The sequence below is a fragment of the Streptomyces shaanxiensis genome (genome assembly GCF_039537145.1).
GTDB lineage: Bacteria > Actinomycetota > Actinomycetes > Streptomycetales > Streptomycetaceae > Streptomyces > Streptomyces shaanxiensis.
Map to the genome: position 1 here is coordinate 20,962 of NZ_BAAAZY010000042.1, position 24,600 is coordinate 45,561.

Consider the following 24,600-nt stretch of genomic DNA (forward strand, 5'->3'; position numbering starts at 1 on the left):
CGAGTCCTCGCTGCTCCCCGTGGTTCCCTGCAGGATCTGGCACGTGAATGGCACGGTCCCGTCGCCTCGAACGTCCCTTGGCGGAGCTGGGCCCGGAGCGTCTGAGCCTCAGCCGACGACAGTCAGCCACGATGGCTGGTCGGCCGACCGGGCAGGCGCACGTGTGCCTTGCTATACCCCCGCTGGCCTGTGCCACGCTGTCGGACATCGACCAGAGCCAGTCCCGACGGCGGAAGCGTGCGGGTGCACTTTGCGCGATGACCTCTTCGTCCCGAAGCAACTGGGGCGGGGGCTCTGCCTTGGACTGGAGTACAACTCACCTGCGCTGAGGGTCCGCAGACGTTCGCGCTCGTCCGCCGGTGTTCGTCGGCTCTGTCACGCAGCTAGACACTCACCTGCCCATCTCGGAACCGACCGTGAGGTGTTTCCGGCTGAACCCAGAGTTACGGCAGCTGATCCGCCAGCCAGTCAAGAGCAGCGTCGCACCCGGCACCTACGTACGCGCCACCCAGACTCCCAAGCGTCCACGTGCTAGTCGCGACGTTCTTCAGGAGAGCGCCACGGGCTTTCTCTCCGACCTGCTCCCCGACCTTGAAGGCTGCTTTCTGTGCGAGCAACCCCGCAGACGGCGCGGCCACGGCCATTGCGGCTTGCTGACCGGCTGCCCAACCCCCGACGCTGGCCACAGCTGCTGTCGTGCCAAGGTACGCGACACCAGCGCCGGCTGCGGCAGTGAGTACGACTCCGCCTGTGACTTTGCCGACCTTGGCCGCGGTCTCGTGCTCATTGAGGAAGACGGACTCTTCGAGATGCCGTTCGACTGCCTGCACCCATTTCCATTCGCCCACTTGTATCCCTTTCTTTCTCTGTTTTGGCGGCGCTAATCGCCACTATCGCGATTCGCTGAATTGTTCGAGATTGGCGGTTCTGGAGTTCCATGCCATGAGCGTTTAGCCTTGTTCCAGGCTTCGAATAGTTCCGGCAATTGGCGGAGCAATGAGATCGCGAGCATTACGCACAGGGCTACGAAGCCAAAAATGGCCAAAGCGAGCAGAGTGGCGGAGTTCCAGTCCACGAGGCGGGTGTCTTTTCCCGCGAATTTCTTCAGGGGATTACTTGTCCCGAACTAGAGGCGGCTATCGACGAATGCATGTTCAGTCTGAAACCCCAGGAGGAACTCCCGCACCTGATTCACCGCTTTTCACGTCGCTCGGCAGGTGGCTGCCTCGCCTGCTTGAAGGTTACGCCGACGGCTGTATTGAGTACAAGCACTGGAGACAGAACAGTTCAACGAGATTTGTCAAGTAGGATCACAGTGGCATTTCCATGAACAGGAGTCACACGGCTTGAGCTGGAGAAACGGTTCTGCGAGTGGTGGTAGTCGGTCAGTGCCGATTCGATGATAGGGGTACGGGTTTCAGACACACCTTCAGAAATCAAACGGAAACATGTGCCAGTTGCTCGACTTCCTACATCGCTTGTAGCAACGGTCCCTACGCGGACCTCGATCCTTCTGGCGTCGTGTAGTCCCCACAGCAGCCCCACATGCAGCGCCCGCACGTTTAGTGGGTTTAGAGAACGAGGGACTGCCATGAGAGGCGTCGAGTCCAGGACATCGAAGGGCTCGATCAGGCGCCGTTCTGTCTTGCCTTGGGGCTCGTCGGGGATCTTGGTGAGCTGGGTTTTTGCGGGTCAGGTGCGGTGGCTCGTGCTCATAGTGGTCGTCGTTGGTCGTCATTGGCTGCTGTCGGGTGGCCTCGGACGGCCCAGGGAGGCCCAGCTTTGCCGCACTCGGCTGATGGCGGGCGCCCTCCAAGCGGCCCCATTTGAACCTCAGCCGACGACAGTCAGCCACGATGGCGCGGGCGCCGACGATCACGCACGCGTATGCCTCGCTGCACCCCCCACCGGCCTCGGCCACGCTGTCAGTGCCGTCGGCCAGAGCGAGCGGCGACGGCCGGTCTGCAAAGGCGACTTGAGGCATCCGCCCCGCCGAGGCTCTCAGCTTGGGAAGCTGCGTGCATTTGCGGGTCACTTGGGGCCTGACCTGGGAAAATAGCCGAGGAGGGCCTCGGGGGGTTCAGGTGCCTTCACCGTAGGACCCCGCTGTTCCCCGCGCGACCTGGTGCGCCTGTGGTGCGGGCGAGGCTCGTGGCGACGACGGCTGTCCATCACTGTGGTTCGGATCTTCAGAGGTGCTGCTTGGAGTTGCTGATCAAGCGACCGATGCTGTTTCCTGTTTCGCTCCTACGGTGATCGAATTCTTCGCGGCTATCCGCCCTGTAGAGACATGCGATGTCGTCGAGGATGGTCCTCGCTGCCTCACTCAGCGACTCATCATCTGTAAGTAGCACGACACGCAGCATGGCCTCTTGAGCCCTAGCGCGAAGATCGTAGGCTCGGTCCCGCACTTCCTCGGCATAATCCGGAGGGGGCTGCTCGTTCAAGCAGAACCACAGGAGTATCAGACAACGGCGGTAGTTGATGAGTGCGCCAGCGTAGGCAGAGAAGGTGTCTAGGCGTTCCTGCCTCAGCCTCTCGTTCAGCGTGAAGTCGTGGTTCCTGTCGGCCGCACGTTGCTGAAAAGCGAGTGTGATGCCGGAGCCGAGTAGGGTCCCCAGGACGGCTATGGCACTGGCAATGATGGCTTCCACTGCACAAGCTCACCACGTTGCCGTGCAGGCTGATGAGACGGAAACTGAGACGGCCCGAACCGCACGGCCTCACTCGATGACCTCGACCCCCTCTCGAACCTGGTCGTCCAACTTGCCTTCCTCCAGGTCGCCCAGCGCGGCCGCGTATCAACCCGGGTTCATGGGTGGCCCGATCAAGGCCTGCGTCTGGGTCCTGGTCTCGTCTGAACGGCCGTGAACGGAGCTGGTTCGGGAGTCACGCTGCGCGCATTTTCATGATCAATATTGGTGCGAATTGATGTCACTGGCGAGCGGCGACGAACTGGCCGGCCCGGACCGGGGCATGGGCGCCACGAGAGGGCATCGAAGGGATGTGAGCAGCGGGATGCGGTCCACCAGCTACGTGTACAGCTCGTTCACACGCTGTACGACAACAGCCAGTTGTCCCATCCCTTCGAGGTGCTCCCTAGCGTTGGGGTACCGAGTCTCGTCGGTCAGGCGGGCGAGGTATTCACGGACGTGGCGGGACCACAGCGCTGGGACCCATTCGGTGCCGACTTCGAGGGCGCGGGGGCGGAGGTCATTGTCGAGGACCTCCCATTGAGCTTGGATCTTGCGGGACCATACGTCCCAAAGCTGCTCGAACACTTCCCCCTCAGCCTCTCGTCCGTGTTCATCTCTGATCATGATGAGTTCGTTGTAGCCGTCAGAAAATACTGCTGAGGCGTCGGCGAGGAGGCATGACCAAGCTCGCGCAAGAGCCCGTGGCCCCGCTGCTGTAGTTCACTGACGCTGCCTGGGCTTCGCCGAGGCTCCCGAGGACGAACAAGGCGGTGGGGACGCCGAATAGAAGACTGCTGAGGCTGGAGATGAGGTTTGTGAGGAAGCCCCGGTTATCCCACCAGTGGTGGCTGTCCCCGTAGATGCCAAGGCCGAGAGCCCCGAGGGGCAGGCAGACATAGGACGACCACGTCTGGCTCCTCCCGCACAACTCCGCGTAGCCCTGGAGGTCGCGTTCGGGCATGCGGCTGGGGTGGGTGAGTCGGCCGGTCGCCGCCTGGCCGCTGCTCGCGGGCTTGTTTTGCCGACGCCGCCGGTGCCTCGTAGCACCTGGCACAGCACCGCGGTGCCGCTGTTGGTCACCGCGGCCCGCAGCCGGTCGATCTCGTCTCGTCCCCGGAAGGCCGCAGCTTCGCGGGGAAGGACACCGACCTGGTGCGGCCACGGGACCGGTTCCCGCCCATGCACGTGCACGGTCGTGATGGCGCCGCTGTGGTATCCGCTGATCGACACTCCTGCTGGCCCGGAAGTCGCTTGCCCAGAACAGCGGGGTCAGGCCACGCCGGTCAGCAGGGGTGAGGAGGTCGGCCCACTCCGGTTCGCAGAGGATGTCCTGGAGCATCAGGGTGTTCACGTAGACCAGGGCGGATTACAGGATGCGCAGGCACGGAGTTGTCGCCGTTGGAAGACTCCATGACGTTCAGGCCCTCCTCGATCTCCCGCTCGATGCCGAGGCAGATGAGCCAACCCGCCGTGCGGCGGGGGTGTCAGGGGCGGCGGTCGCGGGACCGGCGTGAGAGACAGCGGCCAGAGCGAGCACGGGCACGGCGCGCAGCAGGTTCTTGATCACAGACTGGGTGTAGCGGGAGCGGACTGCCCCTTGTGCCAGGACCGACCGAGTCCTCACCCGTGTGGGCTGCAAGTTTCACCGCAGTAACGATCGATCAACTCAGTTGGTCCTCCACGTGCGTGTATCGAAAGTGCTGGTCGTGACGCATAGCGCGTAGTGTGGTGATCATGACTGGCGAGACTGACCTGCGGAAACTGCTGAGCGGCATGCGTCCGCAGCTGAATGCGGACCGCTACGTATTCACCACGGTCAAGGACGGTGTGCCCTCCGGCGTCACCCCGGTCGTCACGGTCGCCGAGGACGAGGGCCTGACCCTGGTCGTACGGCGGGAAGAGGCGGATGCGGCGGGGCTGGCCTACGACTACGTGGCTGGCTGGATCACGTTGCGCATCCACTCCGCGCTTGAGGCGGTTGGGCTGACCGCCGTGGTCGCGCGAGAACTCGCCGAAGCGGGCCTGAGCTGCAACGTTGTCGCCGGGTTCCACCACGACCACCTGTTCGTCCCGTACGAGCACGCTCACCGGGCGGTGGCCGTCCTGGAGGACCTGGCACGGAGCTCCGAATGAGCCGACGGGACAGTGTGCCGAGCAGGGCTTCGGCCGCATCCGTGTCCTGTGCCCGTGCAAGGCCTGCGGGTGTCCGCAGGGCCCTCGACCCGCACGCAGCCGGTCGGCGGACAGCGGCGCGGGCCGCGTTCCCCTCCTGGCCGAAACGCTTGCCCATGGATGAAACCCTGGCAGTCGATGAGAGCGACGCCCGTGTGCCGAGTATGGAGGCGGTCGTCCGGCTGTGCGGCCACCAGCAGCCAGGCCGGAGTGTGGTCGACCGGCTCGCCGCCCACCGCGTCGGACCACCAGGCCGATGACGCCGAGCCGCCGTCCGCGGTCGCGGCGCTCGCGTGCGGGACGAGGCGTAGGGCAAGCCCGGATCCGCCGTAGCCGAGCACGGCCAGGGCGGTGCCTGTCAGGGCCAGCCGACTACGGATACGGGCGCACGTGAGGTCGAGGCGGGCGACCGCCATTCATCGCGTCTTTCATCGCCTGGAAGAGGCGACGGACGACCGCATAGGCCGCTTCGAAGCCTTGGTCGTGGTCGCCGTACTCGGGGGTGTCCAGCCTGTCGCGCAGTGGTGGGAGGTGCGGAAGTAGCGGCTCGCGCTCACCGGTCCGCCCTTCCATTCCGACACCAACCCCATCCCCTTCGTCACGTACGAGGAGGGGAACGACGCGATCCGGCGGTTCGCCGCCGCCTGCACCTACGGCACCGTAGTGGGTGCCGCCCTCTTGTCCGTACGTCTCACAATGCCGGGTCGTCGGCCCGCCATGGCCACGCGGCCGAGCCGGGCATTCCAGCAGCCGTCGCGCATCGTCAGCGTGACCGCGGACAGGGGCGGGTCACCGAGATGCCAGAAGGCGTGGGCAGGTGCGGACAGGACATAGACCAGTGAGGCTCGGATAATGGCGGCCTCGGTGATTGTGAGTATGCCCTCCGTGTCGGCGGGCAGAGAACTCAGCCATGCCGCTGTCCGACGGCAGAGCCGAGCGACAGACTCGCCCCCGTGCGGTGCGGCGTCGGGATCCGTGAGCCAAGCTGAGAAGCCGTAGGGGTTCTCGGCCACGATGTCCTTGCGCGGGCGGCCGTACCAGCTCCCGTAATCCAGGTCACGCAGGGCATTCTCGGGCGTGGCTGCGATCGCGAGGGCCTCAGCGGCCCGCGCGCAGCGGGCGGAGGGCGCTCGGAGCGCCAGTGAGTACGGCGGAAGGACGGCTTCCGTCGCTGTGTCCTCACGCCGTCCGCGGTCACTCAAGGCGCCGTCCCCGAAGACCAGGTCATCGCTGACTTCCGTGCCGGTTGCACACAGCATCGTCACTCGCAGAGCCATCCTGCGACCTCCTTCTCCTATCGGGACGGGGACGCTGCCGGCCCGGTCATGTGATCAAGCGGGCGCGCTTGGCGACCCGCTGCGACAGGCCCTCCAGCGGGCCGGGCCGGAAGAGACGGGTCCGCGAGATGGCCGGCGCCATGGCTGCGACGGCGGACCTGAGGAGGACCAGCAGCCCGGCCCGATCCTTCAAGCCATCGGTGCCCAGCAGTCGGATGTCCACGATGTGGACCGCGGAGGCCGTCAGAGATCGAGCCGACCGCAGCAGTAATCACAAGACTTCAGGAACCGTGCCGGTACAGCCATCCGGCAGTTGGCCGGACTGCCCCCGCCGACCGGCGGGTCCTCATCCGCCGGTGGTCGGGCCGTTGGCCGCGAGACGGGTCTCATCGGCGCGACCGAGTGGGGAACAGACAGGGCAGCAGCGACTCGGGCCCCAGCGAGAGGGGTGCGGGAGGAGAGGGCTGTCCACATCACTGTCAACAACGAGGCCCCCACAAGGCCGGCCCTACCCTGCCCGGCGCGCATCAGGGTCTGGTCGGCCTACGCCAGCGCGCCGAGCTTTCGGTGACACCCTCAGCCACGGCCCCACGGCCGAAGGCGGCTACGAACTCCGCCTGGCAATCCCGACCCCGGGCACGTGGGACACGGGATAAGCCCGCCGCACTCCGGCGGGCGGAGCCACCCGCAACCGCAGGGGGTCTAGCGGACGCCGAGCCGGGCTCGGCGCGAAGGCCGCGCGGCGTGCGGGATACCGCTCAGTGGCCGCCGCTCGGCGCGACGGCCAGGCGCTTCGTGAACGTCTTGCCGCCGTCCTTTTCCTGGCCACCGCCCGCAGCCTCGCGGACTTCGCGGTGGGCGCTGGTCGGCCTGATCCTCAACGCCACCCTCGGCTGGTCCTGGGCCGACCCCATCGCCGCCCTGGTCATCGCCGCCATCGCCGTCAAGGAAGGACGCGACGCCTGGCAGGGCAAGGGCTGCTGCGCCCCGACTGCCACCCCCGCGCCCGCCTCCTCGTACGACGACACGGACGCATGCGGCTGCCAGCCCGGCTGCGCTTGCTGCCCATGAACTTCGTGTTACAGGAGGGGCTTGTGGCCGCCCGACGTGCTGATACTGACCAGGCGAGCGACGGGCGGGGGCAACGGTGGACTGGGCAGTGCCGGGAGGGCTGGCCGCCGGCCTGCTGATCGCGACCGTGACCGCCCCCGTCGGCGTGTCCGGCGCGGTGTTCCTGCTCCCGGTCCAGTTGAGCGTCTTCGGCGTGCCCAACCCGGCCATCACGCCGACGAACCTGCTGTTCAACGTCGTTGCCGGACCGGGCGCCCTGTGGCGCTACCGCTACGACGGCGCCCTGCGCGGCGACCTCGCCCGACGGCTGGTGCTGGGCACCCTGCCCGGCGTCGTCGTCGGCGCCGCCATCCGCGTCTTCGCCCTCCCCGGCCCGGACGTCTTCCGGCTCCTGATCGCCACCCTGCTGCTGCCGCTCGGCCTGTGGCTGTGCCTGCGCACCCTCACCCCGGCACGCCACCGCCCGCCGCACGCGGGCGAGTTGCCCCCACGCACCCTCACCGGCCTCGCCCTGGCAATCGGAGTAGTCGGCGGCATCTACGGCATCGGCGGCGGTTCCCTGCTCGGCCCCATCCTCGTCGGACGGGGGCTGCCCGTTGCCCGCGTCGCCCCGGCCGCGCTCGCCGCCACCTTCGCCACCTCCCTCGTCGGCGCCGCCGCCTACACCCTGCTGTCCCTCGCGACCACCGGGGACGTCGCCCCCGACTGGTGGCTCGGCCTCGCCTGCGGCACCGGTGGACTGATCGGCGGCTACCTCGGCGCCCGCCTCCAACCCCGCCTGCCCGAACGCGCCCTGCGCCTCCTGCTCGGTACCCTCGCCGCAGCCCTCGGCGCCGAGTACGCCGGGCAGACTCTGAACTGAACCATGCCGGTTGGGGATCCACGACGGAGGTCTCAACGAGCAAACCGAGTGCGCGTACGCACCCGACTACCGGCCCGACCACGGCAGGTCAGCGCACTACAACACCTCGCCGGGGGCTGTGTGCTGAGCTCCTGGCGCACGTCCAGGCAGCGCAGCCGGACACCGGGCTGCCCGGATCCCTGTCGTACGGTCTGGTGTCGCGGCCGCCCACCGTCCGCAACGGATCTCACCGAAACCTGCGGTGCCGCCGGTACGGCCGAAAGATCTGAACCAATAGCGGGAATCAGGCCGCGACGAGCTCCTGCTCGCGGTCCGGCGTCTTGACCTTGGGCTTCTTGTTCGGCAGCGAGAGCCGGAAGACCTTGCGCCACGCGGAGAACACCTGCTTGGGCAGCGGCCCGGTGACGTACTCCAGCTCGTACTTCTCGAACAGCGCGCGCACCTTCACCGCGACCTCGGCGTACCGGTTGCTCGGCAGGTCCGGGAAGAGGTGGTGCTCGATCTGGTGCGACAGGTTGCCGGTCATGAAGTGCATGGCCTTGCTGCCGCTGATGTTCGCCGAGCCCATCATCTGGCGCAGGTACCACTGGCCGCGCGTCTCGCCCTTGATCGACCGGCGCTCGAAGACCTGCACGCCCTCGGGGAAGTGCCCGCACATGATCACCGAGTGGGACCAGATGTTGCGGACCAGGTTCGCGGTGAACGTGGCGGCGAGTGTGGGGAGGAACGACGGGCCGGACAGCAGCGGGTGGATCACGTAGTCCTTGAGCACCTGCTTGCGGATCTTGCGGCCCACGGCCTTGGCTCGCGCGCGGAACTCCGGGTTCTTGCGGCGGCGCTTGTGCAGGTTCTTGCCGAGCTCCAGGTCGTACGCTGCGATGCCGTACTCGAAGAAGCAGGCGTTGATGAAGTTCCACAGCGGCTGGCCGAGGTGGAACGGGTGCCATTTCTGGTCCTCGTCGACGCGCATGATGCCGTAGCCGAGGTCGTTGTCCTTGCCGATCACGTTGGTGTACGTGTGGTGCAGCTCGTTGTGCGAGTGCTTCCACTGGTCGGCCGGCGAGACGTGATCCCACTCCCAGGTGGTGGAGTGGATCTTCGGGTCTCGCATCCAGTCCCACTGGCCGTGCAGGATGTTGTGGCCGATCTCCATGTTGTCCATGATCTTCGCCACGGACAGACCGGCGGTGCCGAGCAGCCACGCGGGCGGGAAGATCGAGAACAGCAGCACGCCCCTGCTGACCAGCTCGAGCTTGCGCTGCGCCGAGATGACCTTGCGGATGTAGGCGGCGTCTTGCTCGCCGCGACTGGCGATCACCTCGTCGCGGATCGCGTCCAGCTCGCGGCCGAGCTCCTCGATCTGCTCCGCGGTCAGGTGGGCGGTGGGGTCGATGGCGGTCAAGGTGCTCCTACCGTTCGATGTCGCAGGGGCCCGCCGCGGCGGACACGCAGGTCTGGATGAGGACGCCCGGCTCGGCCTCGGTGATCTCGCCGGTGCGCAGGTCGCGGACGGCGCCCGCCTTGAGCGGCGTGATGCAGCCGAAGCAGATGCCCATGCGGCACCCGGAGGGCATGAGCACGCCGGCCTCCTCGCCGACGTCCAGCAACGGCGTGGCGCCGTCCGCGTCGACGGTCTTGCCGGTGGCGCTGAACGTGACCTCGCCGCCGTCGCCGGCGACGACGATGCTGGGGCGGAAGCGTTCGGTGTGCAGGCGCTCTTGTACGCCGTACTCGCTCCAGTGCTTTTCGGCGGCGTCGAGCAGGCCCGCGGGCCCGCAGGCCCAGGTCTCGCGCTCGGCCCAGTCGGGCACGAGTTCGTCGAGACGGGCGATGTCGAGCATGCCGTCTGTGTCGGTGTGCACCTCGGTGAGCCGCAGCTTTTTGTCCGCGACCAGGTCGTGCAGTTCGTTGCGGAAGATCACGTCGTGCGGCTGTGGCGCGCAGTGGACCATGACGACGTCGTCGAATTCGGTGTCGCGCAGCATGCCCATCACGGGGGTGATGCCGCTGCCGGCCGTCAGGTAGAGCACCTTGGCGGGCGTGGCCTGCGGCAGCACGAAGTCACCGGTCGGCTGGTCGAGCTGGATCAGCGTGCCCGGTTTCGCTCTGCGGACCAGGTGGTTGCTGACCTTGCCGTCCGGGATCGCCTTCACGGTGATCGTGACGCGGCCGTCTGGGCGGTTTGTCGGCGAGGTGAGGGAGTAGGCACGCCAAAGGCGCACCCCGTCGACGTCGACCCCGATCCGCACGTACTGACCGGCTGTGTGGCCGCGCCAGCCCCGTCCCGGCCTGATCACGATGGTCGCGGCGTCACCCGTCTCGGGGTGCACGGCCTCGATGCGCCCCCGCAGGTCAGCGCCCGCACGCAGCGGGCTGACCAGGTCGAGGTAGTCAGACGGCAGCAGCGGCGTCGTGACCATCTCCAGTAGTTTCCACGCCCTGCTGCGGAGGGCTGTACTCGTCATGGCTCCAGCTTGCTGCGCCTCAGGGCGTAAAGTCCTGACCGCAGGACGTAAATCTGGCCTGCTGAATTATTCGCAGGGAATAAAACATGAGCCATGTAATCCGGAGGGCCAGTGAACTGGCCCTGGATGAGACGACGGTCACAGTACTTCGGGCTGCACTGAAGGCCACCGCCGACGAGGTCGTCCAGGCGATCATCGACGAGGTCCCTCCCTATGCCAACGCCCTCTCGGGCCACATGGGCGCCACTATCCGCCGAGCCGTCCGCACCGCCCTGGGGCACTACCTGGACCTCGCGAGCGGGAACGCCACGAGCGGCGATGGCGGCGACGCGGCCTACGAGCTGGGCCGCGGCGAGGTCCGCGACGGCCGTTCGATGGACGCCCTGCTCAGCGCCTACCGCGTCGGTGCCCGCGTGGCCTGGCGATGCCTGGCAGCAGGGGCCGTACCCGCAGGTCTGCCCGCCGCCGAGGTCGCCAAGTTCGCCGAGCTGACCTTCGCCTACATCGACGAGCTCTCCGCCGCGAGCGCCGCGGGCCACGCCGACGAACTGGCCGCCCGGGGCAGGGATCACGAGCGCCACCTGGAGCACCTGGCTCGCGACCTCCTCGCCAGTGCGAGCCCGGACATGCTGCTGGTCTCTGCTCAAAGGGCCGGGTGGCAGCCTCCGGTCTCGCTGACCGCGGTCCTGCTGCCCGCCGCCCAGGCCCGGCCTGCCTACCGCACGCTCGACCCGAGCACCCTCGTCCTCGACGATCTGCCGGACGCCACCGGTGTGCTACTCGTCCCCGATGCCGACCGAGCACATCTCTTGCGGCAGCTGACCGACCGCACCGCCGTGGTCGGCCCGGCCCGGCCATGGACTCGAGCGTCCGCCTCGTACGCACGAGCCGTACGCGCCCGCTCCCTCTCCTCTGAGATTCGCGACACCGAGGACCACCTGCCCGAGCTGGTGCTGAGCGCCGACGTGGACGCGTTCGCAGACCTGCGTGCACGAGCCCTCGCACCGTTGCGGACCTTGCCTGTCGCGACCGCACATCGGCTGGAGGAGACGTTGCGGGAGTGGCTGCTGCACCAGGGCAGACGGGACGAGGTGGCGGCGGCGTTGTTCGTCCATCCCCAGACAGTCCGGTACCGGATGTCGCAGCTGCGGGAGCTGTTTCCGGATCTCGCATCGCCACAGCGGGTCCTTGAACTGACGCTGGCGGTCGGTCTTGGGGTCAGCTGACGCGTACTTCGACCGTCCACGACCGCGTCCGCGAGCGGTCCAGGAATCGTGCCTCGTTCTCGGTGCCATCAGCTGGCTCATGCGGCCGGGGAAGAGCGATATTGCCAGCTGAGACCGGGGTTGACGTGAAGACCAGACATGGCATCGGGAAGCCCGTCGGGGGCGCTGTCTCTGAGAAGCGCGGTGACGGATACGGCTCGACTGGATCCGGTGAACGATGCGGCCCGGCCCGCTCGTCGACGCGCTCATCGAGCATCTGGTCGATGATCTGGGCCGCTATGCCCTGGAAAACAGCTTTCATGGCGTCGTAGAGGGCGCTGTCCTGGCACGAGCTGACCCACGGGCGCGCGACGGGCTGCAGCTGGGTGACCGCCAGGGTCAGCCAGGCCGGGTCACCAAGGGCGGGGGGGCCGGGCCGCTCGCGCCGGGGACCACCGTGGTTCCGCGACAGCCCCGTGCCTCCCTTCCGACAGGTCAACCGGACGACCGACCGGGCCGGCCTGGCACACCGCGCGAGGGATGATGGGGATGGAATGACGGAACGTGAGGTCAGGAGCTTCCATGACGAAGCGGGTTCACCGACCCCGTGAGGACGCGGAGTTCAATTTCATCCTCGGGATGAGCGGAGTTCCGGTCCTCGCATACTTCACCGGGACATGGCCCAAGGCAATCGAGCCCTGCCGGGTGATGGACCTCGTCGTGGGTGGCATCGCCGACGACTACACGGGCCGCCTGACGGTCGTCCGCGCCGACATCACGCGTTGTCCGGCCGCAACCGAGCGATACGGGATCACCGGAGCCCCGTCCTACGTCCTGCTGAAGGAGGGAGAGGCGGTGGCGCACGGCACGGGGCCTATGACCATCGCCGAGGTACGGGAGTTCCTGGACGGCCACCTCTGAGCGGCCGCTGCGGAACGTGGCCGCGACGCCCGTCACGTCTCGTCTATGGGAGCCGCGCCGCCTGAACCTTGGGGCTGAGACGCCCCCACAGGTCACATAACGCAGTCGATCGCGGTCGCGTCCGGCAGCTGCCCGGTTGCGGCCACGATCTCGGCATCCCGCTGCCCGGCAGCCGCAACGACTGCCGGGCGTTGACGGAGTCCGGCGTCGACCGGGCCTGCCGCGGACCCCCGGTCATCGCCGACGGCGGCTACCAGGGCACCAGCCTTCTCATCCCGCACCGCAGACGACGTGGCCAGACGCACCTCAGCCCGTAGCAGGAGGCGGAGAACCCCATCCACCACCGGGCTCGAGCTCGGGTGGAACACGCGCTCTCCCGGTCGAAGAACTGGAGGATCCTGCGCGACTGCCGCCTCAAGGGCAACGGCGTTCACCAGGCCATGCTCGGCATCGCCCGACTACACAACCTGGCCCTCACCTGATAACTCACTCCCCATACGGGACAACCTCTAGATGAAGCGCCCGCGAGATTGTGGCGCCACTCCGGGCCGTAGCGGCACGCCCCGGATGGAGGCGCCCGAAGTCAAACACCACGAGACTCGGACGCGCCCGCACGTTTGGCGAGCCGCTGGAACAGTTCGTAGGTGTTGCGGTACTTCATCGACTCACCCAGCGGGGCACGGAACAGGTCGACGAACACCATGTCGCAGCTGGCCGCCTCCGGTATGTCGTCGCTCGTAGCGGTAGTCCGCGTACAGGGCAACGGTGTCGGTCTCGACTGGAACCCAACGCGACTGCCGCGACCACCGGCCCACCAACGCGCGAGATTTATCCAACTCCCGTGCCACCTTCGTGACACTCCGCGCCGTACCCAGGTTGCGATACACAGCGGACGCCTTAAACGCCGCAAGAGACACAGGGTAGACATCGGTAGCTGATCCCTTCCCGGCGGAGCCGCGGTCCAGCCCCTCCCTGGAAAGGAACCGAAGAAAATGCCACACGCCAGTGCCCTGCAGGTTAATAGCAGGGAAAGCCAGGATGCCTGCCAGAACTGATTGAAATGCCGGTGCAACCCCCGCCCGGGGTGCGGTGTCTAAACGTGTGATCGGGTGTAGCAGCCCCGCACGTAGGTGCGGCCTCACGAGTCGATCGCTGACCGTCGTGACGACGGCGGCAGCGGTGACGACGAACTTTCCAATGATTCCGCGAAGGGTTATTTCTGTATGCGCACGTTAAGGACCATTGCCGCCACCGCCGCCCTCGCTGTCGCTCTCGGTGGAGGCATGTTCGCGCCGTCCACCGCCCAGGCGGCCACAGCGAGTTCGGCTTCTCTCGTCCACGCCGACGGCGAGCTCTGGTACAAGGCCGGCGCCGAACAGGCCAACAACCTGACGGTCACCGCGAAGGTCGTCGACGTCGACCCCTCGCAGTTCGGTGAGGACTACCTCCTCACCTTCCGCGACAAGTTCGACATCACCATCTCCACGAACGCGTGCAGCTACCCTTCGCCGACCGACCACAAAGTCGCCCAGTGCACGGTGGCCATCCCCCTGGGCTCCGACGACTCGGACGACTACGACGTCGACCTCGGTGACGGCAACGACACCGCGACGGTCACCGGCTCCGCGTACACCTCGATACACGGCGGCAAAGGCAACGACGTCCTCAAGGGCAGCGCCGCCGCCGTGTTCTACGGCGACGACGGCAACGACCGCCTCGACGGCGGCGGAGGCGTCTGGTCCATGGGCCCGTTCGGCGGTGCGGGCAACGACACGATCACCAACTGCGACGCCGAGTGCCACGGCGGCCCCGGCAACGACAGCCTCACGGGCACCACCTCGGGGCAGGATTTCGGCCTGTACGGGGACGACGGCAACGACGTCATCCACGGCGGCTCCGGTGCTGACCTCGTCTACGGCGGCAAGGGCCACGACAAGCTGTACGGCGACAACGGCAACGACAAGATCTACGGCAACAGCGGCAACGACCTGCTGCACGGAGGAACGGGCACGGACACACTCTCCGGCGGCCCGGGCACCGACAAGGTCTACCAGGACTAGAACAATCAGAGCTCAGGGGCCATCAGGAGCGTGAGGGGGCGACCGCGGCGCGGCGCCTCACTCCGCAGGAGCTCAAGGTCGTGACCCTGGTGGCCCGCGGCCGTACGAACAACGAGATCGCCGAGCAGCTGACCCTCTCCCTCAGCACCCTCAAGAGCCACCTCAGCCGGATCCAGGACAAGCTGGCGACCCGCAACCGCGTGGAGATCGCGTCCTGGGCCTGAGCGCACGGCGTCGTCGGCTGAACACCCGCCGGGGGCACGGCAGATGGCACGTGACCACCGTGATCACGTGCCATCTCGGGTGCCGCGGTCGAGCGGACCACCAGGGTCAGGCCGTCCGGACCGGCAGCGGGTAGGCGTCGCGCACCCGGCGGACAGCCCAGCCGGCCGCTGGTGGCGATCAGCAGGACTGCGGCCGCGGCGGTGGAGCTGAGCAGGAAAGCGTGGGCGGCGTATCCGTCGGGCAGGGACGGGAACATGTCGGACCAGGCCAGGGAAAAGTAGTTGTTGACGCCGCAGTTCAGCGGCATAGCCAGCGGCGGGCTCTCGCCGGTGTGGTTGAACACCCAGGTCATGACGACACTCTCGGTGGGGCAGGTCCTGCTCTCGTGGGTGCGCCGGGCGTGCGCTCCGCGACCGCTTGGCATCGGCGCGCCCTGCATTCCTCTCGTTCACTACGTGAACATGTGAAGCGGGGGCACCGCGCATCCATCGGGAGACCTCATGTCCCGCTACTTGTTCGACAACGCCGCTGAGCAAACGCAGGCTCGCATCACCGCCCTGGAGTCGTGCTACGACCCCTTCTCGCGCAGCCAACTGAAACTCGCCGGCCTTGCTGAGGGCTGGAAATGCCTGGAAGTCGGCGCCGGCGGAGGCTCGTTGGGAGACTGGCTCGGTCAACAGGTCGGTGCGGATGGCGAGGTGACCGTCACTGACATCGAGCCATGCTGGGCACAGGAGGTGGCGAGGCCACGCCCCGCGAACCTGCGGCTGCTGCGCCACGACATCGTCCACGATCCACTGCCAGGCCAGGACTACGACCTGGTGCACGCCCGGCTGGTGCTGCTGCACCTGCCCCAGCGGCTGCGTGTGCTGCAGCGGCTGGTGACGGCGCTGCGGCCGGGCGGCTGGCTGGTGCTGGAGGAGTTCGACTGCTCCTGGATCCCCCTCCTCGCGGTGCCCGACGACGTTGCGGCAGATCTGTTCGAGCGCGTTCTGGCCGCTCTGTGGGCGCAGTTGGAGAAGGCCGGGGCCGATCCACGGTGGGGTCGTCGGGTGTACGGAGCCATGCGAGAGGCCGGGCTGGAGGATGTCACCGCTGCCACCTATGCCGAGTCGTGGCGAGGGGGCAGCACAGGCGCCGGCCTGCACCGCGCCAACATCGAGCAGGTGGAAGGGCTGCTGGCCGCCGACGGGATCACGGCCGGCGAACTGGCCCGGTTCTACGCGCTGATCCAGGACCCGGTGTTCGCGGTCAACTCCTACCCGCTGATCAGTGTGCGCGGTCGCCGGCCGGAGTCGGAGGTCGCGCGATGACCGCCTCGCGCCGCTACCGGGAGGTGCACCTGCCCCCGGCCGAGGACCCGCTCGCTCTGATGGTGCGGCTGGCCCGCAGCGGCTTGTTCGACCCCTACGTGGTGTACGAGGGTCTGGACGAATGGTCCTTTGCCGGTGGCGCGCTGGTATCCGTCCGGCTCGATGCGGGGGCCCGGAGCCTGTCCGTGGTGGAGCAACGGCTCGCCGACCTTACGGTGGAGGGTTGGCGGGCCTACGGCTGGGCGGCGTTCGAGCTCGGCGCTGCGCTCGCCGGATGCGACCCCGACACCGGCACGGACCTGCTGCACCTCATGGTGCCCTGCGACGAGGTTCGGGCCGGCCGTCACGGGGTGCTGGTGCGGTCCGTTCGCGCCGAGGGCCTCGACCGCCTGGTCAGCCTCGTCACCGCGGGCGGCGAGTCCGCGTCCGAGCCGGCCGAGCGGATCGGCCTGGCCGTCGCCGACATGGGCAACTACCGTGCCGCCGTGGCGACTGCCCTGGTCGACCTGCACAACGGCAGCCCGCTGCAGAAGCTCATCCTCTCCCGCCGACTGCCCGTCCCCGTGCCGGTTGACCTGCCCGCCACCTACGCCGCGGGCAGGCGCGCCAACACCCCTGCCCGCTCGTTCCTGTTGAGCCTCGGCGGCATCCGGGCCGCCGGGTTCAGCCCGGAGACCGTGGCCGAGGTCACCGGCGACGGGCGGGTCACCACCCGTCCCCTGGCCGGCACCCGCGCCCGTACGGGATCGGTGGCCGACAACGCCCGGCTCCGTGCCGACCTGCTCAGCGACCCGAAGGAGATCCACGAGCACGCCATCTCCGTCAAGCTGGCTGTGGAAGACCTCGCCGCCGTCTGCGACGACACCTGTGTCAGTGAGTACATGACAGTCCAGGACCGCGGTACCGTCCAGCACCTGGCCTCGACCGTCATGGGCCGCCTGCGCGAGGGCTGCGGCCCGTGGCAGGCGTTCGCCGCCCTATTCCCCGCGGTCACCGCGACCGGCGTCCCCAAAGCCGCCGCCTATCCGCTCATCCGGGCCCTCGAAGGCGGGCCCCGAGGGCTGTACGCCGGAGCCGTCCTTGTCTGCGACGCCGACGGCACCCTGGATGCCGCACTCGTCCTGCGCAGCATCTTCCAACGCGATGGCAGCTGCTGGCTTCAGGCCGGTGCTGGCGTCGTACAGCAGTCCCGGCCCGAACGTGAACACGAGGAAACCTGCGAGAAGCTGCGCAGCATCGCCGATCACCTGGTCCCCGACACGCCTCAGGCCCCGTAATACTCCAGCAAGATCACGATTACCAGCTGGACTACTAGGGCCCGTCCGATGGGTCGCATGACCACCTCTCTGGCACCTCGTTCCGCTCGGTATGGGAAGGGGTGACCTTACGGACAGGGAGTGGGCTCAGCTGGAGCCGCACCTACCGAAGACCGTGGGCCGGGGCGGGCGTTGGAAGGACCATCGCATGGTCGTCAACGGCATCCTCTTCCGGCAGCGGACCGGAATCCCGCGGCGGGATCTGCCCCTGCGGCGGCCTGGAACGCCTCCTCGATCACCCAGCCGTCCCGCGATCCGCACCAGCTCGGCGGTGCCGGTGCCGGCCGTACGGTCCACTGGGCCGACAGCACCGGCGGCTCCCCCTCTGAAGAAGGGCACATGAGCCCGGCGCAGGGCGGCTCATCGTCCCTTGCGCCAGTGCTCGAAGCGCGGCTCGGGCGTGAACTCCGTGCTGCACGAGGGCAGTTCCTCGGCGAGCAGTCTGCGCAGGAACTCGACCATGCCGCAGGGGACGACCTCGCAGGTCTCCGAGCCATGACGGGCGAAGAGCAGGACGGGCCACTTGTCGGGGTCCGGATCGCTGGTCAGCCAGCACAGCATGTCGGCGTGGGAGGTGTAACCCCAGGCGAGGATGTGCTCCGGGTCCAGGTCGAGACCCTCCTGGTCGGCGCCCTCCTCCTCCCAGGTCAGACGGGCGTTCCCCGTCTCGTCCTCGAAGTCGTCTGGGGAGTGCTCGTAGGCTCCGGTGGGAAACGGCCCGAGGATTCCGAGCTCGCCGATCCCCTCCTGCGAGCCGATCCCGCCGACGCCGTACACGGCCATGAAGTCCATGTAGTCCCGGGGGAACCCGGTCCCCCACCGCGCCTCGGCCGCCTCCCAGTCGATGTCCTCGCCCGCGCCGGGAGGCGGAGGCAGCAGCTGCCGCAACGCGGTCATCCCCGTTGGTTCTTCCATGCCGGTCCCACCCTTCGACCAGGTCTGCGAGAGTCTAGTACTCCAGCCCTAGTTCGCGATCTGGCGCTGCGTCATCTACGTTGCATCGGCTGACGAGGATGATGACGGGCCGGGTGCATCGGCATGTTCCGGATCTACCGTTTGCCTAGCAGATGGCCCAGCCGGGTCGACTTCACGGCTGGGTGCGCCGTTCTGCGGCGTCGAACGCGGGCGCGAGCGGGGCCAGCGCCGCGCGGAGCTGGTCGGGCAGTGAGCCGGAGGGCACGACCAGTCCTCCGGCGCCGAAACTCCCGATGGTCCCTGCGTTCCCGGCCGGCCGGAGCCAGCCTTCCAATGCGATGCGCACCGCCGCTGCCACGCTCGCCGCGAGAACGCGGGCTGTGTGCGCTCCGGCGTCACCAATGCGTTCGGCGATCACCGCCGCGAGAGGGTCCTCGATGCCGGCAGTGGAATCGAGGAACGCATCGCGCAGCGCAGTCCGGGCGGTGATCAGCAGCAGCACCTCCTGCTCGCGCTCGCTGGTGCTCGTGTACTGCTCGACCACTGCTTCGGTGACGGCGTCGGACAGGCGCATTCCTGCGGGCCGGGCCGCGACCGCCGCCGCGATCCGCGCCTCCCGGTCCGCAGTAACAGCGGAGACGATCGCCTGCTCGCGGCTGGCGAAATAGTTGTTGTAGGTGCGCGGCGAGACTCCGGCCGCCTCGGCGATGTCCTCGACCCGCACCTGGTCCGGCCCGCGCTCCACGGCCAGACGCAGCGCCGCCTCGCGTAGCGCCTCGCGCGTGGCCTGCTTCTTCCGCTCCCGCAACCCTGGTGGTGATGTCGTCACGGCGTCAGCGTTCCACACAAGGCTGCGCGCCCGCAAACTTTCGTGGCCGCAAACTTGCGTGCACGCACTTTGCCTGTCAGCCTCGACCCGACCGAGACCGGCAGAGAGGACGTCACCATGCGAGCAAGAGGAATGACCTACGACACCGGATTCGTCGTGCACGGCCGGATATCCCGCGAGCACTTCGACCCTGCGATGGTCCGGCGCGAGCTCGCCATCATCCGTGACGACCTGCACTGCAACGCGGTCCAGATCATCGGCGGCGCCCCGGACCGACTGGAACTGGCCGCCGGTGCCGCCGCCGAGCTCGGCCTGGAGGTCTGGTTCTCGCCCTATCCGCTGGAGCTGGATCCGGAGCAGATCCTCACGCTCTTCCGCGACTGCGCCGAGCGAGCGGAACGGCTCCGGCAGCAGGGGGCCACAGTGGTGTTCGTCGCAGGGGTCGAGCTGAGCGTGATGAACCGCGGGTTCGTGCCCGGAGAGAGCCCCGAGGAGCGGGTCGAGCAGCTGGTGAGCCAACCCGAGCGGCGGGCCGAAGCGATGCGTGAGCTCGGCGTGCGCATCAACGCATTCCTCCGCGACGCCGCGGCCACGGTCCGCGAGCTCTTCCAGGGCAAGCTCACCTACGCATCCATCCAGTTCGAGCAGGTCGACTGGAACCCCTTCGACATTGTGACGTTCGAGCTGATCCGCTCCGCCGAGGTCGCCGACCGGTTCCGGGACGCGGTGCGCACCCTGGCCCACGGCCCGAAGCCGCTCGCCATCACCGGGTTCGGCACCGCGGCCTACCGTGGCGCGGGAGACCGCGGTGGTCGGGTGCTGGAAGTGGTCGAGTACGACCCGGAGACCAAGGCACCAGTACGGCTGAACGGCATATACGAGCGTGACGAGGCCGGCCAGGCCGCATATTTGAGCGAACTGCTGGACATCTTCGAGACCGAGGGCGTGGACAGCGCGTTCGTGTTCCTGTTCGCCTTGCCCGGGTACCCGCACCGCCCCGACGGCGACCCTCGGGACGACTTGGACCGGGCCTGCCTGGGCATCGTCAAACTCCTCGAAGGGCGCCGAGGGCAGACCTACCCCGACATGGAATGGGAACCCAAGGCCGCCTTCGCGGCAGTGGCGCAGCGGTATCGGAGGTGACAGGTGGTTGTGTCGGTGCCGGAGGTCAAGGAACAAGCTCAGTGTGGGCTTGCCGAGCGGTGATGGCTCTGTCTTGAAGACGTCGTCCGGCACGGGCTGCAGGAGCTGCTTTCCATGCGCGGGCTGGCTCCCTCACTCCATCGCCGTCACCATGGCAGCACGGTGGACCGATTAGAGGGGCCCATGCGGGTGAGGAAGATTGTCGCCAACGGGTCTGCCCCTGTCTCCGACCCACAGGTCAAACAACTGGACCGTGTTGCATTGGATTTGCTGCGCGTGGCCCGGGAAGCGGACGCTGAGAGCATGCAGGACCTGGGCGAGGTGGTCGAGAAGTTCCAGAAGGTCCAAAGCATGTTCGGCTTTCGCCAGCAGCTCGCTCCTGCACCCGGCCAAGGGCATGAACTCATCCGCAATTGCCAGGCTTTGGCGGTCGATCTGCGCGCCAAGGCCTGGAACATGGTCGGCCTGGAGAAAGTCTTCGCGGGAGACAGAAAGAGGGAAGCACACAATGTGCAGGAGCCCTTCTCCCTTCAGGAGCGTGCGGAAGCCGAACGCGCGCTGGCTTGCTACCGAGGCGAAACGTTCTTCGAAACAGCTGTCTGGTACCTGCTTCAGCTCGACCCCATCGACAAGGTGGTCCTGGGAGGCCTGGCGAGCGTACTCGGCCGGGCCGTTGCGGTCCGGAACAGCGAGAAGCTGAGGGAACGGCTGCAGGACGTGCAAAAGCACACCATCGCTCCGGGTCGCGACCAGCTCGCCGGCGTTGAGAACCTGCCCGTCGAAGAGCCGGATGCCTGTCAAGCAGAGCGGCAGTTACCCAATCTCGACAGAGAGATCAAGCCCCGCCCGCGCGGCCCGGAGGCCGGCGGGGGCCTGTTCTGAGAAGCTGTGAACGAACCCTTGCCGTCCGCCGCGGCTGCGCAGCGAGGGTTCGTTCATGAGCCTGAGCGCGATATTTGGCCTGCGATACCTTGTTCGGCGTGCACGCCCCCGGATACCAGTCGGCCTGACCTGGGGGTTAGCCTCAGCGGATGATTCCTGCGCCGCCACCGAAGGTCATCACGCGCCACCGCGACGGCCAGATCTATGCCTACGTCGTGGACTCCGGTGCCTGCGGGGCGCTGGAGCCCGCCGCGGTTTTCCAGCCGCCGGCTGGCGACGAGGTCGTGGAGTCGGTGGTTCGGCACGATCTGGAGCAGGTCGTGTATACGACGCTGAACGGTGTCGTCTGCCTCACGCGTGCCGGCGACCTGATGTGGGCTTCGGACTTCGAGCCGCACTCTGACGTACGCCATGGCCACCGGCCTGGGTGTGCGATGTCTTTGGACGGTCGAACGGTGTGGGTCTACCGTCCGGACGCGATGGCGGGACGCGGGGGCGGAGACCAGTGGGTCGTACACGACGCCGAGAGCGGTGCGATCCTCGCCCGCCGGGAACTGGAGACGGTCGGGCACGGCGCCAGCCACCACGTGCACCCCGCGGACGGCAGCGTCTACCTCGACATCGGTGAGGGCCAGGACGGCTCCGTCATTCTCCGGGGTACGGCCGGGGTGGGTGGAAAGCCGGAGTTCGTGACGTACCCGTGGTCGGACCGCTGCGTGATCGACCTGGCGCCGTCCGGGCAGCAGTTCATGACCGTCGACCACGATCAGGCAGACGTAGCGTTTCACCACCACCCCAGCGGGGACGTACTCTTCACCCTCCCCGTCGAGGCATTCGGGTACGACCCGGAGGAGTCGTTCGTGGAATGGAGCGGCGGCTACCTGACCGACGACACGGCCGTCGTCACCTTGGGCGGTGAGAGTCAGGACGAGGAGGAGTGGTTCCGCTACCACCTGGTCGACGTGCGCACAGGCACGCTCGGCGGTGAATTCACCGTCGAGGTGAGCAACCCGTACGAGCTGGTGCCCCTGGGCGATGGTTCCTGGCTCACCGACGGCCCCGACGGTCTCCCCGTCCGTTGGTCTCGCGCTCCGCAGCCGCAGCCGCCCATACCACCGCACCCGGCAGGTTGAAGGGCGGTCAACGCCCTGGGGCCGGCATGTCATGCCGACGGGCGGGCCTTCCTGCGCAGCGGGTCATGCGGTCAGGCGTACGGTTCGCTCAGCGCAACGGCGCCGGGGCCAGCCGAATCGCGTCTGAGCTGGCACGGATCCGTACGGGTCGGGGTGCCGGAGATGTGGCTGTGGGTGGGGCGATGTCCCGCTTTTTGACTGGTTTGGTCAACCGCCGTGTCATCAAGGTGATCAGGGTCCACGAGATGTGTGCCTCGCTGTGTTGGGGAAGGCGCTCGTAGTCCCTGACGTTCCGGCGGGCCCCTCATGATCCAGCTGATGGCCCTCTCGACGACCCAGCGCTTCGGTAGTACCACGAAGCCCTTCTGTCCTCTGGGTCTTGACACGGTCTGGAGGGTGAGCCCGAGGAAGGTGTTGGCCCAGTCCACGAGCGGCAGGTAGGCCGAGGCGGCCCAGGCCAGGGTCACTTCGGGGTGGGCGAGGCGGAGTCGGAGGAGCATGTCACGGCCGAGGGGGCCGTCGTTGATGCCGGCGGTGGTGACCATGACGAACATGGGAAGCCCGCGGGTGTCGACTGCGAGGTGGCGCTTGCGTCCATTGATCTTCTTTCCCGCGTCGTAACCTCGCGTTGCTGCTCCCACGGTTTCAGCGCCCTTGACGCTCTGGGCGTCGAGGATCACCGTTACCGTCCGCGGGTTCTTGCTCTCGCGCACGCGGACCTGCTGGTGGAGCTGGTCGCGGATATGTGCGACCACCCCAGCCGCTGCCCACCGTTGGAAGTAGGCGTAGAGGCTGCGCCAAGGGATACCGAAGTCGGTGGGAACGGCCCTCCACTTGATCCCGTTGTCGACGAGGTATCGGATCGCGTCGATGACGGTGCGCCGGTCGTACTTCTCGGGCCGCCCGCCGCTCGGCTGGGTGCAGGCCGGAGGCGGAAGCAACGGCTCGATCAGCTCCCACTCCGCGTCGGTCATGTCCGTGGGATAGCAGCGGTCCCGCATCTGACCTGGCCCTTTCTCAACGTTCCATGCGGGTGAGGACTTCGAGCGTCGCCTTGACCCCGCCGAGTTGTTCGAGGACCAGGCGGATCCACTCGTCCTCGGGAGTCTTCTTGGAATGCGGTGCGACGATCCCGGTGATGAAGTTGGTGACCCGGTGCGCCGACCCAGACCACCGCGAATGCCCAGAAGGTCGACAAGTCCGCCAGGAAGCCTGTCATCAGTCATCCCCCGTCCATCCCGTCCGGACCGTCCTTGCCGGCCGCGAAACGGTGTCCCCTGGCCTCCAGGGTCGCAGGAGCAGCTCCCTCCGCACAGCCTTCTGGCAGATCACGGAGCCGCCGTATCCGGGTATGACCACTGCGTCCAAAGCGCGGCTCTGCACGCCAACGACAACGTCGGAACAGAGCCGACCGCTCAGCCATTGCCCGAGTCCACCGCGCTGACACCGACCGCAACCCGCAACTGCCCCCACTGCGACAAAACCAGTCACCATCGTCGCTCTGCTCGCCACCCCCCGAAACCGCCCGTCCCACCATTCCCGCAACAAGCCCCGACGTGATTCCTGTGCGCAGAGGCTGAACTCGCCCGCGGGAAACCCACGCGACATGACCAGTGACCGTTCACTATCGTCGCCTGAGAAGGGACGTGGGCATGGCACTGAGGAAGAAGGGGTCGCGGCACATCACCGTCGACGGCACCACCTACCGATGGAGACTTCGCGGCAGGCCCACCTACAACCAGGGGCTCGTCTCTTCTCCCCTCACCTACGCGGTCGAGCACGCCGACACTCCCGGCACCACGCTGGTGATCACTACCAACCAGCCACACCCAAGCAACTGGCTCGGCGCACAGGCCAACCCTGTCCTGCCCTCCGCCGTCGCCGACAGTATTCGCACTGCTCGCGTCAACGGATGGACACCCGAACGGCCTGGTCCTCCATTCCATCTCGACCAGTCAGAGGGCTTCGTCTCCTCCCACTGACTCGCCCCACCTCGAAGGACCCACCGACCGTGTGATCGGTGAGTCCTTCTGCTTTCCGCTCCCCACATTCCCCACGTGTTCACTCCGTGAACCACCTGGGGCGAAGAGCAGCACCGGGGAAAATTCGAGATCG

At 67.5% G+C, this 24,600-nt stretch carries 18 protein-coding genes and 5 pseudogenes; 15 read left to right on the plus strand and 8 right to left on the minus strand.

Features of this window, described 5'->3' with window-relative positions; translation table 11 throughout:
- Window positions 1-2,189 precede the first annotated feature (2,189 nt).
- Window positions 2,190-2,654, minus strand: a complete 465-nt coding sequence (locus ABD932_RS43560) for a hypothetical protein (RefSeq protein ID WP_345022094.1) — start codon at window positions 2,652-2,654, stop codon at window positions 2,190-2,192.
- Window positions 2,655-4,430: 1,776 nt separating this feature from the next.
- On the opposite strand from ABD932_RS43560, the gene ABD932_RS43565 reads away from it, so the two are divergent.
- Complete coding sequence (locus ABD932_RS43565) at window positions 4,431-4,829, plus strand: ACT domain-containing protein (RefSeq protein ID WP_345022096.1); 399 nt, start codon at window positions 4,431-4,433, stop codon at window positions 4,827-4,829.
- Window positions 4,830-5,518: 689 nt separating this feature from the next.
- Here ABD932_RS43565 and ABD932_RS43570 read toward each other — a convergent pair.
- Both ABD932_RS43570 and ABD932_RS43575 read right to left on the minus strand, forming a co-directional pair.
- Window positions 5,519-6,145 (minus strand): histidine phosphatase family protein, encoded by a 627-nt coding sequence (locus tag ABD932_RS43570; protein ID WP_345022098.1) that lies wholly within the window; start codon window positions 6,143-6,145, stop codon window positions 5,519-5,521.
- Between the two features lie 46 nt (window positions 6,146-6,191).
- Window positions 6,192-6,368, minus strand: coding sequence for a hypothetical protein (locus ABD932_RS43575; RefSeq protein WP_345022100.1), 177 nt, complete (start codon window positions 6,366-6,368; stop codon window positions 6,192-6,194).
- Window positions 6,369-7,006: 638 nt separating this feature from the next.
- On the opposite strand from ABD932_RS43575, the pseudogene ABD932_RS43580 reads away from it, so the two are divergent.
- A pseudogene (locus tag ABD932_RS43580) lies at window positions 7,007-7,216 on the plus strand (cation transporter); the annotation flags it as partial.
- Between the two features lie 76 nt (window positions 7,217-7,292).
- Window positions 7,293-8,078, plus strand: a complete 786-nt coding sequence (locus ABD932_RS43585; protein ID WP_345022102.1) for a TSUP family transporter — start codon at window positions 7,293-7,295, stop codon at window positions 8,076-8,078.
- A gap of 283 nt (window positions 8,079-8,361) precedes the next feature.
- On the opposite strand, the gene ABD932_RS43590 is transcribed toward ABD932_RS43585, so the two are convergent.
- Window positions 8,362-9,480, minus strand: coding sequence for a fatty acid desaturase family protein (locus ABD932_RS43590; RefSeq protein WP_345022104.1), 1,119 nt, complete (start codon window positions 9,478-9,480; stop codon window positions 8,362-8,364).
- 7 nt (window positions 9,481-9,487) lie between these two features.
- Window positions 9,488-10,543 (minus strand): ferredoxin reductase, encoded by a 1,056-nt coding sequence (locus ABD932_RS43595; protein ID WP_345022106.1) that lies wholly within the window; start codon window positions 10,541-10,543, stop codon window positions 9,488-9,490.
- A gap of 86 nt (window positions 10,544-10,629) precedes the next feature.
- On the opposite strand from ABD932_RS43595, the gene ABD932_RS43600 reads away from it, so the two are divergent.
- From ABD932_RS43600 to ABD932_RS43635, 8 genes and pseudogenes are all read left to right on the plus strand, one after another.
- Window positions 10,630-11,769, plus strand: coding sequence for a PucR family transcriptional regulator (locus ABD932_RS43600; protein ID WP_345022108.1), 1,140 nt, complete (start codon window positions 10,630-10,632; stop codon window positions 11,767-11,769).
- 561 nt (window positions 11,770-12,330) lie between these two features.
- A complete protein-coding gene (locus tag ABD932_RS43605) occupies window positions 12,331-12,669 on the plus strand; it encodes a thioredoxin family protein (RefSeq protein ID WP_345022110.1) in 339 nt (112 codons plus the stop codon).
- A gap of 149 nt (window positions 12,670-12,818) precedes the next feature.
- Window positions 12,819-13,151: pseudogene (locus tag ABD932_RS43610) on the plus strand (transposase); the annotation flags it as partial.
- An 801-nt stretch (window positions 13,152-13,952) separates the two neighbouring features.
- A complete protein-coding gene (locus tag ABD932_RS43615; protein WP_345022112.1) occupies window positions 13,953-14,729 on the plus strand; it encodes a calcium-binding protein in 777 nt (258 codons plus the stop codon).
- 68 nt (window positions 14,730-14,797) lie between these two features.
- Window positions 14,798-14,953: pseudogene (locus ABD932_RS43620) on the plus strand (response regulator transcription factor); the annotation flags it as partial.
- 501 nt (window positions 14,954-15,454) lie between these two features.
- Window positions 15,455-16,267 (plus strand): methyltransferase, encoded by an 813-nt coding sequence (locus tag ABD932_RS43625; protein WP_345022114.1) that lies wholly within the window; start codon window positions 15,455-15,457, stop codon window positions 16,265-16,267.
- Window positions 16,264-17,544 carry a salicylate synthase gene (locus tag ABD932_RS43630; RefSeq protein WP_345022116.1) on the plus strand — a complete coding sequence of 427 codons (1,281 nt, stop codon included), beginning with the start codon at window positions 16,264-16,266 and terminating at the stop codon, window positions 17,542-17,544. The genes ABD932_RS43625 and ABD932_RS43630 overlap by 4 nt, the downstream gene beginning before the upstream one ends.
- Window positions 17,545-17,635: 91 nt before the next feature.
- Window positions 17,636-17,797, plus strand: a pseudogene (locus tag ABD932_RS43635) (transposase); the annotation flags it as partial.
- Between the two features lie 146 nt (window positions 17,798-17,943).
- Here the strand turns inward: ABD932_RS43635 and ABD932_RS43640 are convergent.
- Together ABD932_RS43640 and ABD932_RS43645 are read right to left on the minus strand one after the other, a co-directional pair.
- Window positions 17,944-18,498, minus strand: a complete 555-nt coding sequence (locus tag ABD932_RS43640; RefSeq protein ID WP_345022118.1) for an SMI1/KNR4 family protein — start codon at window positions 18,496-18,498, stop codon at window positions 17,944-17,946.
- 172 nt (window positions 18,499-18,670) lie between these two features.
- On the minus strand, window positions 18,671-19,327 hold the full coding sequence (locus tag ABD932_RS43645; RefSeq protein ID WP_345022120.1) for a TetR/AcrR family transcriptional regulator: 657 nt from the start codon (window positions 19,325-19,327) through the stop codon (window positions 18,671-18,673).
- Window positions 19,328-19,459: 132 nt separating this feature from the next.
- Here ABD932_RS43645 and ABD932_RS43650 point away from each other — a divergent pair, with 132 nt between their 5' ends.
- From ABD932_RS43650 to ABD932_RS43660, 3 genes are all read left to right on the plus strand, one after another.
- Window positions 19,460-20,470 (plus strand): glycoside hydrolase family 113 protein, encoded by a 1,011-nt coding sequence (locus ABD932_RS43650; protein WP_345022154.1) that lies wholly within the window; start codon window positions 19,460-19,462, stop codon window positions 20,468-20,470.
- Between the two features lie 189 nt (window positions 20,471-20,659).
- Window positions 20,660-21,352, plus strand: a complete 693-nt coding sequence (locus tag ABD932_RS43655) for a hypothetical protein (RefSeq protein WP_345022122.1) — start codon at window positions 20,660-20,662, stop codon at window positions 21,350-21,352.
- A 149-nt stretch (window positions 21,353-21,501) separates the two neighbouring features.
- Window positions 21,502-22,485, plus strand: coding sequence for a hypothetical protein (locus ABD932_RS43660; RefSeq protein WP_345022123.1), 984 nt, complete (start codon window positions 21,502-21,504; stop codon window positions 22,483-22,485).
- 88 nt (window positions 22,486-22,573) lie between these two features.
- Here ABD932_RS43660 and ABD932_RS43665 read toward each other — a convergent pair.
- A pseudogene (locus tag ABD932_RS43665) lies at window positions 22,574-23,486 on the minus strand (IS5 family transposase).
- Between the two features lie 651 nt (window positions 23,487-24,137).
- Here ABD932_RS43665 and ABD932_RS43670 point away from each other — a divergent pair.
- The gene (locus ABD932_RS43670; RefSeq protein WP_345022126.1) at window positions 24,138-24,467 is read left to right on the plus strand and encodes a hypothetical protein; all 330 of its coding nucleotides are present in this window, start codon (window positions 24,138-24,140) and stop codon (window positions 24,465-24,467) included.
- Window positions 24,468-24,600: the final 133 nt, after the last annotated feature.